Raw genomic sequence first — 13,610 nt, 5'->3', positions numbered from 1 at the left:
TGAAAAAGGGCCGTTAAATCAGCAGGGGAAGTTGAAAGCCTTCATGTATCGGGCCGTCGTCCCTGAAGGGGTCAGGGGGGGCGGGTATTGCGGAATCCGATGTTTGGCTTGTTAAAAGAAGAGACTGTGCCAGATGATGGAAATCCGGGAAGGTCTGCCAGATAATGCAGGGCTGGGGAAGCGGCGCATGAAGAACGGGCAGCGTCAGGTCGTCAATCTCCAGACGCTGGTGTTCGCAGAGGTGCCCGGCCAGCGGGCTGGAAGTGCTGCTGCCGGGACCATGGTCCCCACGGCATCCGCAGGGTGCGGCATCGTGATGGCAGGAGCAGGAAAAGAGGAAGACCTCCTGATGGCAGGGGCATACGGAAACCATGCCCGTTCCGCCTACAATGACCAGCAGAAGGGTGAGCAGCATGATGCCGTTGCGCAATGCTCTAACCATGGTATGCCGCGAATCCTAGAAAGGAGCCGTGAAAGCGTCAAGAGCAAAGTGGCGGATGTCGGAACCTTGAAGAAACCGGGCTGTTATTTCCCAGCCGCTTTACGGAGCAGGTCCACGGTGTGTTCAAAGGCTACGCCGCGCACGTCAATGATCTGGGATTTTTCCGCTACGGCCCCGGTGATTTCCTCCTTGAATTTTCCGGCCTGTTCCTCCGTGAACAGGTTTTTGGAGATCAGGGAGCGCGTAATGAGCTGGAGAACGTACTCCGTTTCCACAAAGGACTGGCGGCCTACCGCCTTTTTCATGGCTTCCATGAATTCGGGGGCGTGTTCAGGCGAGAGGGCTGCAACGGCTTTTTCATAAGCCTGTGCAAAGGTGTTCACCGGGGCCTTGGAAACTTCCGTCTTGGTCAGGTCAAAGCTGGATTGGTAGGCAAGGGCCCCTTCCTCCGCCAGTTGAAGGGCGTTCTTGCCGAATTTGTTGACGGCATTCATGTCCGCCCCTTTTTCCAGCAGCAGGGCCGCCACCTGGAAGTTGCCGCGCATGGCCGCCAGCATCAGCGGCGTAAAGCCGTTGCCTTCCCGGTTGTTGATGTCCGCCTTCTTTTCAATCAGCATGTCGGACAAGCGGTCCAGCCCGCTCCAGGAAGCCCAGTGCAGGGCGGTCCATCCGTCCTTGTCCTTCTGGTCGATTTCCACGCGGGGGTCTTCCAGCAGGCGTCCCAGGTAGGGCGCACGCTTGGCTTCCAGCTTCAGCGTGGTTTCAATGTTGTTGTAGTTGGCGTAGCACACCCACATGACGGGCGTTCTGCCGTGGGGGTCCGTCATGTTGACGAAGGCTTTTCCTTCCTTCGCCGCCAGTTGTTCCCCTTCTTCCAGAGTTTGGTCGAATTCCTTCATTCCCTTGACTCTGGCTTCCTGTTCCTCCTGTTCAGAGGAGGCATTGACTTCCTTGGCCTCCGCCTTTTTCATCACGGTGATGAGGTCCAGGGCCGGATTGGGGTCTCCGGAGAAGGATTTGGAAACCACCAGGCTAATCCCGCCCAGAATGGAACTGAAAGCCACCAGGATGAGGGAGTCCACAATGATGTTGCGCGTGTGCTGGTTCATCGTCTTGAGAGGTTAGGAGTTGGCTTCCGTGAGTTCTTCCGCCGTAACGGCGGGGTCCATTTCCGTTTCAATGGCCGCAATGGGCGGGGAGTCCGCATCTTCCTCCGGATGGTCGGAGGTGATGGTCTTGCGGGTCATGATGATGGCGATGGGGCTGATGACGGCCATGGCCAGGTAAATGGTCCACATGAATTCGGGTGAATCCCAGAAGCCGATGTGCCCGGTATCCATCTTGGCGCAGATGCCGTCGTAGCAGAGGTAGGCGACCAGCAGGCCGCCGATGATGCCGTTGATGGGCTTGGCAATGAACATGGGCAATGCCGCCAGGGACATGTAGGAGGCCACCTTGTCCTTGGGCGCCACGCGGGCCACATATTCCGAGAAGCGGGGGGAGAACAGCAGTTCCCCGAACGCGAACACCAGAATCTGCGTCACAATGGCTACCAGATACGCCTGGGAGCGCGTTTCAATGCCGGGCACCAAATAGTACCATTCAATGGGAATGGCCATGAAGACAAGGGAGAAAGCGGAAATGGACATGCCCACGATCATGAGGCTGACGGTGGAGAAGCGTCCCAGCACCGGAATGAGCAGGATGAGGCCGGAGACGATGATGGCCGGGTTGATGGCATTGATGGAGCCGATGGCAAAGTCATCATACAGGGTGCGCACGTAGTATTTGGGCATGACCAGGAATTGCAGCGTGAAGACGATGCGCACGCCCATGGTCAGCACCAGGAAGAGGATGAGCTTGCGGAAGGCGGATTCCTTCCACACTTCCCGGAAAAGCTGCAGGGGCCGCCGGAGGGGCGCTTTCAGGTTGGCCTCCTTTTCACTGGGTTCCGCGTAGTTGTCTTCGTCAATGAAGCGGGTGGTAATGCAGCCCAGCAGCACCATCAGCGTGCCGAAGTTGATGATCCAGTAGCCGCCGTCCACGGCGCCGAAGTGCTTGCGGAAGAATTCAATCAGGAATACGTTCGCGATCACGGCGGCAATGTTCATCAGCAGATAATAAATATTGAACCCCGTGGCGCGCGCATTCAGCGGGGCGAAGCGCCGGATGGAGGTCTGGATGACGGGTGACATGAACGCCGTGCCGAAGGACATGATCAGAATCCCCGTCATGACCACCAGCCTCCCGGAGTCCACGGTGGGGCTCAGATCCGGCCCGAATCCCATGATGAGACGCCCGGCGATGAGGATGATGAAGCCGATCAGGTACGTGCGCCGTATGCCGATGATGTCGCAGATGGAACCCACCGCAAAGACGAAGGCGGAGATGAACAGGGTGTACAGCCCCACCCACAGGGCCGCGTCCGCATCGTTGAAACTGCAATAGTCCGTCAGGTAGAGGACAAATACCGTAATCAGGGAGAAGTAGGCCATGCCGTCAAAGAACTGGACGACGTTGGTGAGCCAGAAATCTTTAGATACGGTTTTTAGGATTTTGAACTCGGAAAAGTACTTGATGATAGGGTTGGCGGACTCGTTCATGCAGAAGAGAGTAAATTTTGACGACGGTGGAAGAGTGGGTTACCCGCACCCCCGTTTCAAGTTTTTTTCTCTCAAAAGCCGGATTAACCGGAAAAATGCGCGCCGCCGTCACGGCGCGTCCCCTATCTGGGCAGAATGCGCCGGAAGCCCGCCACATTGCACCATGACAGCGCCTTCAGGCATTGTTCCACGGCCATGGCGTCAGAGGGCAGCAGGGGCCACAATCCGGCTTCCTTCAGCCCGGATTTGGCTATTTCCGCCGCCTTCCATTCACGGAACTGGGTGGGAAGGGCGGAGAAGGTGAAGAAGGCCCAGCAGGCCAGCCCGATAGCCAGCGCAATCTGGAACTTCAACAGCCCGGTGGCCAGCATCCCCAGCAGGATAAGAGCCGTGAAGAAGGGAATCATCATGGCGCGGCCGGAGGCGGTCTTGCGGGCTTTGGCCGCCGCAGGGTCTTCCCTGACCAGGCTGCTCATGGCCCAGGTGTGGGCCACGCAGGCCAGGCGCCCCGCAGTTACCTTGCCCTCCCAGGCGGGGGGCAGGCTGATGAGGCCGTTTTCATCCACACCGGGAAAACGGGCCTCCGCCAGTTTCCTCTGGCGCTTCTCCGCGCCGTCCAGGCGGTGAATCAGCCCCGCCGGACCCGGAAATCCCGGCAGTTCACGTGATTCATAAGTACGCAGCGGAATGACGCCCTTGGTGAAGCGCAGCGCGGCAATGACGCCGAGCACGACCACGGAAAGGAAAATCACTACTGCGAATAGCATAGACCGCTTTTTCTCATACAGCCGCCTGTCCGTCAATCTCCCCGGATGGCATGACCCGCGCTCTGGCGGTTCTCCGGGTGCGGATGGCCCTCTCCTCCGGGAAACGCTGGATTTGGATTGCTTTTGCGGCTCTTTTCATGTAATTGCTGACCGCAATGGTCCATATCCGGGAATGCATGAGGAAGTGGCTGCCGTTTGTTCTGATGGCGGCGGCTCTCGGAGTGTCTCCGGCCCAGGATGTGGCGAGTCCCGATGCCGCGGAGCTGGACCTGGACCTGGTTAAATTGAAGAAGGGGCCCAAGGGCAAACAGCGGGAAGCCATGCGGAAGGCCCTTCTGCTCGTGCATCTGAAGCAGAAGGAAACCTGGCTGGCGGAGTCCACGGGGGAAGCCGCCCTTCACCTGAAGGCGGAAATTTCCTTCCGGCGGTACCTTGCCGCGGTGGATATGGCCGGCTGCCCGGAGGAATTCAAACGCGCGTTCCGCCGTTATGCCGGACTGCTGAATTCTTTTGAAGAGAAAAATTTGAAGAGCGTGAAGGATTTCCCCCCGGCTCCCTTGCAGGAGGCCGGAAGGGAGCTTTTCCGGGTATTGCTGAACTACCGTCTGGAGCCGGAGCATCTGCTGGAGGAAATGAAAGCGCTGGTGGATGAAGAGGTGGAAGGTAAAGAGGAGCTTTCCCCGGAGCAGATGATGGACATTGTCCGGGAAGTGCGGGAAGCCCTCCAATCCGGCAGACGCCCTTTTCCTGCGGAAAGGGCTCCGGAGGACAGGGAATGAGGCATGGCCTGTTTTTCACCTGTAGTTTTGTTGAATCCATTCAACGGCTTTCGGGTTTTGCGGCAGGTAGGTTTTTAAAACTTCCCTGATACGCTCCCTGGATTGACGGTTCGCGGGGACCTCTCCGTCCATGGCGGCAGGCATGATCGGGAACGCTTTCTGCCGCTGCGCCTGTTGAAGATAGCGGGCATAGGCGTCCGGGTGCCGTTCCGCCTCCTCCCTGGACGGAATTTCCAGTTTTCCCATCAGGTAGAGCAGGTAAAGGGCCTCCGGGTTATTCAGCGCGGCTGCTTTTTGGTAAAACTCCATGGCTTTCCGTTCATCCCGCATGATGCCGTATTCTTCGTCTCCGCAGGCATACAGCCGTCCCAGTTCCAGGGAGGCGGGAGCATAAGACTGTCTGTCCGCCTGTATCAGATAGGCGAGGACTTCGGAAGGGTTTTCGGAAATGCATTCCGTGAAGGCTTCATACTGGGCCTGCGGGCTTCCATGGTCCGCCGCTTTTTTGATCCAGTAATTGTATTCATCGACTTTGAGATCGTTTTTGGAGATGAAGTTATGATCCGCCATTTGGCGCATGGCGGGAACGCAGCCAGCCTGCGCCGCTTTTTTCAACAGTTTCTCCTTCTGGTCAAATTGCTCAAAGGGGGAGAGCTCCATGTATTGCCGGTACAGTTCCTCGGGACAGGCTTCCCTCGGGGCGGCTATCCAGTAAATGCCCAGGGCGGCAGCGAGGACGGCGCCTGAAATGATTAATGCGGATTTAATGCTCACAATAGGTGAGCGGTTGCCCGGCAGAATTTTGTCTGAAAAAACGGTTGGAAAAAGGAGTGGGGCGCCTTCCGGTTACGGTTTCCAGGCGGCGGCCATCAGGGTCTGGAAATGGGGAGGTTCCGGTTCCCTGTCCACAATGTCCGTATGGATGTTCCGGAAGCCGGCTTCCTTGAGCATGCTTTCCAGAGCGGCGGGCGTGAAGCCCAGCCAGCGGTCCGCATAGAGTTCGCGGGCTTCCTCCTGCCCGTGCTGGAGCAGGTCCAGAACGACCAGGCAGCCTCCGGGTTTCAGGATGTTCCAGGCGGCTTCCAGGGCCTTGACCGGCTTTTGGGCATGGTGCAGGGCCTGGCTGAGCAGGGCCAGGTCCACGGTGCCGGGATCAATGGGCGGCGTTTCAATGTCGCCCAGGCGGTATTCCAGATTGTCCAGCCCGTGCTTGCGCGCCAGTTCCTGCCCCAGTTCCACCATGCTGGGGGAGTTGTCCACGGCGATCACCTGCTTGGCGCTGGGGGAAATGAGCTGGGAGACGAAGCCTTCCCCGGCGCCCAGGTCCGCCACCACGTCATAATTCAGGATGCGGAGCAGGGCTCCGGCCAGCGCCTTCCAGGAACGGCCCGGAGCGTAGTTCTTGCCCAGGCGGCAAACGACTTCATCAAAGTAGGCCTGCGTGCGGTTCTTGCGCTTGTCCAGAATGACCTGGAGGGCTTTTTTGTCCGTTTCCGCCTCCGGCAGTTCCTCGCAGGCTTTCAGGGCCACGTTGTGCAGGTCGTTGGCCAGGGAGAGGGTGTAAAAAACGTTTTTCCCGGAGCGGGTGTCCTCCACCACTCCTTCCTGCCGGAGCTGGGCAAGCTGCGTGGAGATGCGGCTCTGCCCCATGCCGAGAATTTCCTGGAGCTCCGCAACGCTCAGGGATTCTTCATTCAGAACGTTGATGATGCGCAGGCGGGTGGGGTCCGTCAGGAGTTTGAGCGTTTTTAGGATTGACTTCATGGTAGAATAATATATCAACGCATCGAGATTTATCGATATGAGTAAAAACAACCCTCACATCTTCACGTCGGAATCCGTTGGAGAAGGCCATCCGGACAAGGTGGCCGACTACATTTCCGACTCTATTTTAGACGCCTGCCTGGCTCAAGACAAAACTAGCCGCGTCGCGTGCGAAACTTTGGTGAAGAGCAACATGGTCATCATCGCCGGAGAGCTGACGACCAAGGCGGTAATCAATCCGGAAAAGATCGCCCGCCAGGCCATCCGGGAGATCGGGTACTGCAACCGGCAGGACGACGACGTGTTCCATGCGGATACCGTCTTTTTCACGAACCTGCTCACGGAACAGTCTCCGGACATCGCCCAGGGCGTGGACGCGCGGGAAGCGGAGGGCAAGGGCCACGCGGAGCAGGGCGCCGGGGACCAGGGCATCATGTTCGGCTTCGCGACGAACGAGACGCCGGAGCTGCTGCCGGCCCCCATCGTGTTCGCCCACAAGCTGCTCATGGAACTGGCCAAGCGCCGCAAGCGCGGGCATGTGGACTGGCTGCGACCGGATTGCAAGTCCCAGGTGGCCGTGGCCTATGATGAGGCCGGACGCCCCGTGCATATTGAGAACGTGGTTATCTCCACCCAGCACACGGAGGAAGTGGACCATGATACGATTTACAATTACTGCGTCAGACTCATTAAGACCGTGCTTCCTGCGGAACTGCTGGATGACAGGACGGAGTACTTCATCAATCCCACGGGGAAATTCGTGGTGGGCGGCCCCCACGGGGATTCCGGCCTGACGGGCCGCAAGATCATTGTGGATACGTACGGCGGCATGGGCCGCCACGGCGGCGGCGCCTTCTCCGGGAAGGACCCGTCCAAGGTGGACCGTTCCGCGGCGTACATGTGCCGCTGGGTCGCCAAACACATCGTAGCCGCCGGGCTGGCGGACAAGTGTGAATTGCAGGTGGCCTACGCCATCGGCTACCCCACCCCCGTTTCCATCCGGGTGGATACCTTCGGCACCGGAAAGGTGGAGGAAAAAGCCATTGAAAGCGCGCTGGAAGGCATTTTCTCCTTCAAGCCTGCGGACATGGTGGACCAGCTCGACCTGCTGCGACCCATTTACCGGAAGACGACGCACTACGGGCATTTCACCAATCCGGAGCTTCCCTGGGAACAACTGGACGAAACGCGCCTGGCCTCCCTGAAACAACTTCTTCATTAATCCAACGACAACGTTTACAGACATGTTTTCAGAAACGGAACAATACAAGGTGCGCGATATCAGCCTGGCGGATTTCGGACGCAAGGAACTGGACATTGCGGAACATGAAATGCCCGGCCTGATGGCCGTGCGTGAAAAGTACGCGGACGCCAGGCCCCTGGAGGGCGTGCGCATCATGGGCTCCCTGCATATGACGGTGCAGACGGCCGTGCTGATTGAAACGCTGACGGCCCTGGGCGCCTCCGTGCGCTGGGCCAGCTGCAATATTTTCTCCACCCAGGACCACGCCGCCGCCGCGATTGCCAAATCCGGCACGCCCGTGTTCGCCTGGAAGGGGGAAACGCTCCGGGAATACTGGGACTGCACCTGGAAGGCCATGAACTTTCCGGACGGTCTGGGGCCGCAATTGATTGTGGACGACGGCGGAGACGCCACCCTGCTCATCCACCGCGGGTATGAGATGGAGGAAGGTTCCGGCTGGGTGAACACCCCGTCGGAGTCGGAAGAAGAGGAAGTCATCAAGGACCTCCTGAAAAAGATCGCCGCGGAAACGCCCGGCATTTTCCACCGCTGGCTGCCTGAGCTGAAGGGCGTTTCCGAGGAAACGACCACGGGCGTGCACCGCCTGTACCAGATGCAGGCCGCGGGCCGCCTGCTGATTCCGGCCATCAACGTGAACGATTCCGTGACCAAGTCCAAGTTTGACAACCTGTACGGCTGCCGCGAGTCCCTGGTGGACGGCATCAAGCGCGCCACGGACGTCATGATCGCCGGCAAGGTGGCCGTGGTCTGCGGCTACGGGGACGTGGGCAAGGGCTGCGCCCAGTCCCTGCGCGGCATGGGCGCCCAGGTGGTCGTGACGGAAATAGACCCCATCTGCGCGCTCCAGGCCGCCATGGAAGGCTACCGCGTGCTGACGGTGGAGGACACGCTGGGCTGGGCGGACATTTACGTAACCACCACGGGGAACTGCGGCATCATCCGCATTGAGCACATGGAAAAGATGAAGGACCAGGCCATTGTGTGCAACATCGGCCACTTCGACAATGAAATCCAGGTGCACAAGCTCCAGACCTATCCCGGCATTAAACACCTGAACATCAAGCCGCAAGTGGACCGTTACACGTTCCCGTCCGGCAACAGCCTGTACCTGCTGGCGGAAGGCCGCCTGGTCAACCTGGGCTGCGCCACGGGGCACCCCAGCTTCGTGATGTCCAACAGCTTCGCCAACCAGGTTCTGGCGCAGCTGGAACTGTGGAATACCCGTGAAAACCGCCCCGTGGGCGTGGAAGTGCTTCCCAAGGTGCTGGATGAAGAGGTGGCGCGCCTGCACCTCGGCAAGATCGGCTGCAAGCTTACCGTCCTGCGTCCGGAACAGGCGGACTACATCGGCGTTCCGGTGGAAGGCCCGTACAAGCCGGACTTTTACAGGTATTGATCCGGCGGGGGGCTCCGTTTTCCGGCTGTTTCATCGGGAAGCTTTCCCGGTGGAACGGCTTTTTCCATTTTCGCGGCGGAGCAGGGGAGGGAATTCAGGTGTGCCCACTGTTTTTTCCGTGAAAAGATAAGAGGGGAGAAAATGCTTTCCGGCATTGGCCATTGTTGAAGGAGCGGGAAAATGAAGTCCGTTTCCGGCGCAGAATGGGGTTTTGGCTCCGCGCCCTGGATGGAGGGAATGAAAGAAATATTCTTCCGGAGTGAGCTTCATGTTTTGCTTTCCTGTTATATCAGCCAGTATTCCAACTCAACGTTTCCCCTTGAACACACCACTGCCGGAGAAAAGAAGAAGCCGGTTCCGGAACGCAGGGAGGAATTCGGGAAAATTAAAGTAGCACCGGCTTGTTTCCTGCTGGTATCATGCGGCTTGCTTGCAGGCTTAAAACAGCCCTGTTTCACGGGCGGGTTTGAAATCCGGTGAGACTCTGCAGTCCGGAACAGTTATGCTCCGGGATGGTGGGCGCAAATCCTGAATCAACGCTCCATCAGTTCTTTTTCACGGGTGCGTGTCGCCTGGGAGCCAGGGCCTCCCGGGCCTGATGGATATTCCCTCCGGAGCGCAGAGACGGTTATGCAAGCAAGAGCTTACGCCATGCTCCAGAAGGGGTTTCAGCCACGAGAGGCCGGAATCTTCCGTTCCCGGGAGCCGGAGCCGCAGCTTCGCCGTTCATCACCGTCGCGCCGTTCCCGTTCCTGCCTGCTCCATTTTTTTGTGTTATACCCTCCCGGCTTTTTTGAAATGAAAAGAAAGCTTATTTACGTCAAGAACGGCCTCTGTCGATGCCGGAGTATTGGCAAACGGAATTTTCCGAAAATGTTTTTCTTTCAAATGTGCAGGCTTGACCCCGGATTTCAAATCCGTAATGTATTCATGAAGCCGTTTTAATGGCGCATGCTCCCAGGGTGCAATCCATGTTTTTCCAATGCCTTCCGTTGAAGGGCGCGGGTTGCTCCCCTACATCAAACGTACCATGGATACTTCTTCCCGGAAAACGGCTCTCGTTGTGTTGTTCAACCACCAGTATGACCGCAACATTCCGGTAATCAGGGAGATTTATTCAAGGCGTTTTTCCGGGCTGCTTCAATTAATGCCCTATTACAGGGGGGACGCTCCGGACGTATGTTCTGTATTCGGCAATTCATTCCAGTTTTATAATTATATTTTACAGGCCCGGGAAAGAATCAGGAATCTGGATGGCGATTATATTCTCATCATCGGAGACGACCTGCTCCTGAATCCCCGGTTTGACGAGTTTTCCACGCCGTCTCTGCTGGGAATCCATGGGGAGGATACGTGCTACCTGGACGGTTTTGTGGATGTCTCCCTGCCGGTGTGCTACCGTGGAACGGTGGAGGCCCACCGTTTTTCCACGGCTCCCGCCGGCATTGATGCGGACAGCGTCAACAAGAATGTTCCGCCGTACGGGGAAGCCCGTCAGATTTTGAAATCCAGGAACCTCATGCAGCATGACGAGCTGTCCCGCGTGCGCATGTTCCTGCCCAAGTGGAGTCCCGGCGGCGGCATTCATGCCAACTGGAAGGTGCTGAAGGGCAGAATCTGGCATCTGCTGAACCACTGGAAGCACCGGATCAAAAAGTACCGGTATTCCTATCCCGTCGTCTTCGGTTATTCGGACATCGTGTGCATTCCGAAAGGGAAGTTTGACGATTTTTGCCGCATCCTTGAGGTATTTTCCGCATGGAACATGTTTGTGGAGCTTGCTATTCCCACAGCCTTGCAGCTCCTTCCCGGAACGCGGCTGGCTACGCTGGAAGACACGCAGTACAAGTCCGGAAACGTCTGGTTCCCGCAGGATCCGGAACATTTTGAGGCCATGAACGCCGTCATTGACGGGCTGGTGTCCTCTTCCGGCGGAGACCTGGGCAAATTGCTTGCCTCCTTTCCGCAGGAATACCTGTACCTCCATCCCGTGAAATTGTCCAAATTCGGTGCGCGTGGTCTTTAATCCATTGATTTTCTTTATTCCATGATGAAATATGCTGTGATCGGAGCCGGAGTTTCCGGATTGTCCATGGCCGGAATGCTCTTGAAAAAGGGGCATGAGGTAGTGGTTTACGAGAAGGACAGCCGCCCCGGCGGCCTAGTCAAGTGCGCGGAGGTGCAGGGCAATTTGTACCACCTGGTAGGCGGTCATGTGTTCAATTCCCGGCGGCAGGAGGTATTGGACTGGTTCTGGTCCCGGTTTGACAGGGAGCGTGATTTTGTTTCCGCCCGCCGCCGTGCCGTCATTTCCCTGGAGGGCGGGGCTGTGGTGGATTATCCCATTGAGAACCATCTCGACCAGTTTCCGGAGGCCGTCCGTTCCTCCATCGTCCATGAACTGCTGGAGCTTTACAGGAATCCCCCTGCGGAACCCAGTTCCCTGGGAGAATTTTTCCGGAACCGTTTCGGGAAGACCCTGAACGACCTTTATTTCACGCCCTACAACAACAAGGTGTGGCGGCAGGACATCAACGGAATCGCCATGGACTGGCTGGAAGACAAGCTGCCCATGCCGACCGTGGCGGAAATCCTGTTGAATAACATTGGTCGCGTCAACGAAAGCGCCATGGTGCACAGCTCCTTCTTTTATGCAAAGCGCGGCGGCTCCCAGTTCCTGGCGGATACGCTGGCGCGCGGCCTGAAGGTCAGGTACCGGGCGGAGGCTGCGGACATCCGTGCGCAGGATGGAAAATGGCTCGTGCAGGGAGAATTGTTTGACCGGGTTGTTTTTACAGGGAATGCCAGGCAGCTTGCGGACTGCTTTCCCGGCGTGGATGAACTCCGTCCGTTCCTTCCCCGGATTTCGGCATTGCGCTCCCACGGCACCACCTCCGTGCTGTGCCGGATTGACCCCAACGGCTATAGCTGGATTTACATGCCCTCCCCGGACCACCGTTCCCACCGCATCATCTGCACGGGGAATTTTTCCAGGAACAACAATAACGGAGACATTACCACCGCCACCATTGAGTTTTCCGAGCAAATGACGGAAGAGGAAATCAGGCGGCAGTTGGAGCTTATTCCCTTTTCCCCCTCCTACCTGGCCCATCACTGGGAGGAATATACCTATCCCGTGCAGGATGCGTCCAGCCGGGCCCTGATCCGGGAGCTGAAGGAGTGCCTGGAACCCAGGGGCATTTACCTGCTGGGGCGTTTTGCGGAGTGGGAGTATTATAACATGGATGCGGCTATCGGCGCCGCCATGGACCTGGATAAGCGGCTGGACGCGGAGCTTCAACCATAAGGGCGCCCCCCGCGGACGCGGGAATATAAAAAAGGCGTTTATCGGCAAGTATCCGGCCAACGCTGTGGATTGGTAATCCGCTGTCAATGGAAAATTTTAACGGAGAACGAATTCCAGATATTTGACGTGTAATAAAAAAGATTTTCCATCATCCCCGTAGGATGGCCTGAACAGACAACTTTTTCAGGGTTATATTTTTACAGGTTCTCTTTTATTTTCTCCAAACAAGCGGATTACCAACTCGCTAGAAAGGGCGTGCAGAAAGCATGGCCCATGTTCTACCCGGCCATGCGTTTACCCGGAATCAACGCGCATGGCTATTCGTTATTGTTCTTTCGCGACACGCGGCTACCGCTGGCGGCAGTGGATGCGGATGACAAGTTTAAAGCTGGCGGAGCCTTCCGTGGAATTGTCTTTCTGGAATCTTGGCCGCCTTCTGTCCGCAGGCATCAGGCGCGAAGTGCCCTGGTTTGACCCTCATTTGCATGGGGCCGGTTACTGGTGCTGGAAACCCTTCATCATGCTCAGGGAACTGGAAAGCCTGCAGGAAGGGGACTATTTGCTTTACACGGATGCGGGGCGTCCGCCGGGAACGCTTTTCCGCCATTCAGTACAGCCTCTTGTCCAATGGCTGGAGGAGAAGGGGCAGGATATCCTGCCGGGAGTGAATATCTCCTATTACACGGGAGATTTGTCAAGATGGTGCAAGCAGAGCGTTTTTGACGCATTGAATCTGGATATCAGGGATTTCGAGCATAGCCCCCTGATTCAGCCGACTCCGTGTTTCCTGAAAAAATCGGAAGAAAGCGTCCGGATTCTTCGTGAATGGATGGAACTATGCCGGCAGTTCAGCCTGGTGTCTTCCCCGACTCCGGAGGAAAAAAGCCGCTGCCGTGACAATTTTGCGGACCATACGCATGACCAGACGCTGTGGTCGCTTGTTGCGGCCATGAACCATCTGGATTGCCTTTATTCCGGGAAGGGAGTCATCCATCTTGACGGGAGGCATCCCTTTTTACGGCACCCCGGATTTGATGACAAGGATCCGGACTTCTTTTTGGGAGAGCTTGGAGCGGAGAGGGTGGAAAGGCCTTTGCTTACCTTTCTCTCCGGCGTTCACCATGCAATTGCTTTTTGCGAGAAGGCCGTGAATAAATTGTCCAAGATCGCCGGATTGGGCCCCCGCAAAGGTTTTTACGGGTAAAGACGGGGTGGAATAGCCGGGATACCCAGGGAATAAAAAGGCGCCGGAATCTTCCGGCGCCTGGGAAAAGTTCCGCTGGAACGG

At 57.4% G+C, this 13,610-nt stretch carries 12 protein-coding genes; 6 read left to right on the top strand and 6 right to left on the bottom strand.

All coding sequences use genetic code 11. The features are described from left to right. Positions 1-13: 13 nt before the first annotated feature. From M8N44_RS08815 to M8N44_RS08800, 4 genes are all read right to left on the bottom strand, one after another. Complete coding sequence (locus M8N44_RS08815) at positions 14-442, bottom strand: hypothetical protein (RefSeq protein WP_022396928.1); 429 nt, start codon at positions 440-442, stop codon at positions 14-16. 83 nt (positions 443-525) lie between these two features. Continuing rightward, positions 526-1,551: an ankyrin repeat domain-containing protein gene (locus M8N44_RS08810; RefSeq protein WP_102728637.1), complete on the bottom strand. Its 1,026-nt coding sequence runs from the start codon at positions 1,549-1,551 to the stop codon at positions 526-528. Between the two features lie 12 nt (positions 1,552-1,563). Further along, positions 1,564-3,045 (bottom strand): MFS transporter, encoded by a 1,482-nt coding sequence (locus M8N44_RS08805; RefSeq protein ID WP_102728638.1) that lies wholly within the window; start codon positions 3,043-3,045, stop codon positions 1,564-1,566. Between the two features lie 122 nt (positions 3,046-3,167). Continuing rightward, positions 3,168-3,812 carry a hypothetical protein gene (locus M8N44_RS08800; protein ID WP_215451313.1) on the bottom strand — a complete coding sequence of 215 codons (645 nt, stop codon included), beginning with the start codon at positions 3,810-3,812 and terminating at the stop codon, positions 3,168-3,170. Positions 3,813-3,988: 176 nt separating this feature from the next. On the opposite strand from M8N44_RS08800, the gene M8N44_RS08795 reads away from it, so the two are divergent. Continuing rightward, positions 3,989-4,591, top strand: a complete 603-nt coding sequence (locus M8N44_RS08795; protein ID WP_146021147.1) for a hypothetical protein — start codon at positions 3,989-3,991, stop codon at positions 4,589-4,591. Between the two features lie 15 nt (positions 4,592-4,606). Here M8N44_RS08795 and M8N44_RS08790 read toward each other — a convergent pair whose 3' ends face one another. Beyond that, positions 4,607-5,365 (bottom strand): tetratricopeptide repeat protein, encoded by a 759-nt coding sequence (locus M8N44_RS08790; protein WP_102728641.1) that lies wholly within the window; start codon positions 5,363-5,365, stop codon positions 4,607-4,609. Between the two features lie 72 nt (positions 5,366-5,437). Next, positions 5,438-6,355 (bottom strand): ArsR/SmtB family transcription factor, encoded by a 918-nt coding sequence (locus M8N44_RS08785; RefSeq protein WP_102728642.1) that lies wholly within the window; start codon positions 6,353-6,355, stop codon positions 5,438-5,440. A 37-nt stretch (positions 6,356-6,392) separates the two neighbouring features. Between M8N44_RS08785 and metK the strand changes: the two genes are divergently transcribed. From metK to M8N44_RS08760, 5 genes are all read left to right on the top strand, one after another. Further along, positions 6,393-7,577: a methionine adenosyltransferase gene (gene metK, locus M8N44_RS08780; protein WP_102728643.1), complete on the top strand. Its 1,185-nt coding sequence runs from the start codon at positions 6,393-6,395 to the stop codon at positions 7,575-7,577. Between the two features lie 22 nt (positions 7,578-7,599). Next, complete coding sequence (gene ahcY, locus M8N44_RS08775) at positions 7,600-9,015, top strand: adenosylhomocysteinase (protein ID WP_102728644.1); 1,416 nt, start codon at positions 7,600-7,602, stop codon at positions 9,013-9,015. A 982-nt stretch (positions 9,016-9,997) separates the two neighbouring features. Continuing rightward, positions 9,998-11,041, top strand: coding sequence for a hypothetical protein (locus M8N44_RS08770; RefSeq protein ID WP_102728645.1), 1,044 nt, complete (start codon positions 9,998-10,000; stop codon positions 11,039-11,041). 21 nt (positions 11,042-11,062) lie between these two features. Further along, positions 11,063-12,322, top strand: coding sequence for a protoporphyrinogen/coproporphyrinogen oxidase (locus M8N44_RS08765; protein ID WP_102728646.1), 1,260 nt, complete (start codon positions 11,063-11,065; stop codon positions 12,320-12,322). A gap of 313 nt (positions 12,323-12,635) precedes the next feature. Continuing rightward, complete coding sequence (locus tag M8N44_RS08760; protein ID WP_146021148.1) at positions 12,636-13,526, top strand: hypothetical protein; 891 nt, start codon at positions 12,636-12,638, stop codon at positions 13,524-13,526. Positions 13,527-13,610 lie beyond the last annotated feature (84 nt).

It is taken from the genome of Akkermansia massiliensis (assembly GCF_023516715.1).
In the GTDB taxonomy this organism is placed as follows: domain Bacteria; phylum Verrucomicrobiota; class Verrucomicrobiia; order Verrucomicrobiales; family Akkermansiaceae; genus Akkermansia; species Akkermansia massiliensis.
Note: the sequence above shows the minus strand (reverse complement) of the source record. Positions and strands in the feature narration are given on the sequence as shown.

Coding starts and splice junctions, on each gene's coding strand:
- metK (WP_102728643.1), top strand. CDS start 6,393: ATGAGTAAAAACAACCCTCACATCTTCACGTCGGAATCCGTTGGAGAA.
- M8N44_RS08815 (WP_022396928.1), bottom strand. CDS start 442: ATGGTTAGAGCATTGCGCAACGGCATCATGCTGCTCACCCTTCTGCTG.
- M8N44_RS08810 (WP_102728637.1), bottom strand. CDS start 1,551: ATGAACCAGCACACGCGCAACATCATTGTGGACTCCCTCATCCTGGTG.
- M8N44_RS08795 (WP_146021147.1), top strand. CDS start 3,989: ATGAGGAAGTGGCTGCCGTTTGTTCTGATGGCGGCGGCTCTCGGAGTG.
- M8N44_RS08805 (WP_102728638.1), bottom strand. CDS start 3,045: ATGAACGAGTCCGCCAACCCTATCATCAAGTACTTTTCCGAGTTCAAA.
- M8N44_RS08770 (WP_102728645.1), top strand. CDS start 9,998: ATGCCTTCCGTTGAAGGGCGCGGGTTGCTCCCCTACATCAAACGTACC.
- ahcY (WP_102728644.1), top strand. CDS start 7,600: ATGTTTTCAGAAACGGAACAATACAAGGTGCGCGATATCAGCCTGGCG.
- M8N44_RS08785 (WP_102728642.1), bottom strand. CDS start 6,355: ATGAAGTCAATCCTAAAAACGCTCAAACTCCTGACGGACCCCACCCGC.
- M8N44_RS08760 (WP_146021148.1), top strand. CDS start 12,636: ATGGCTATTCGTTATTGTTCTTTCGCGACACGCGGCTACCGCTGGCGG.
- M8N44_RS08765 (WP_102728646.1), top strand. CDS start 11,063: ATGATGAAATATGCTGTGATCGGAGCCGGAGTTTCCGGATTGTCCATG.
- M8N44_RS08800 (WP_215451313.1), bottom strand. CDS start 3,812: ATGCTATTCGCAGTAGTGATTTTCCTTTCCGTGGTCGTGCTCGGCGTC.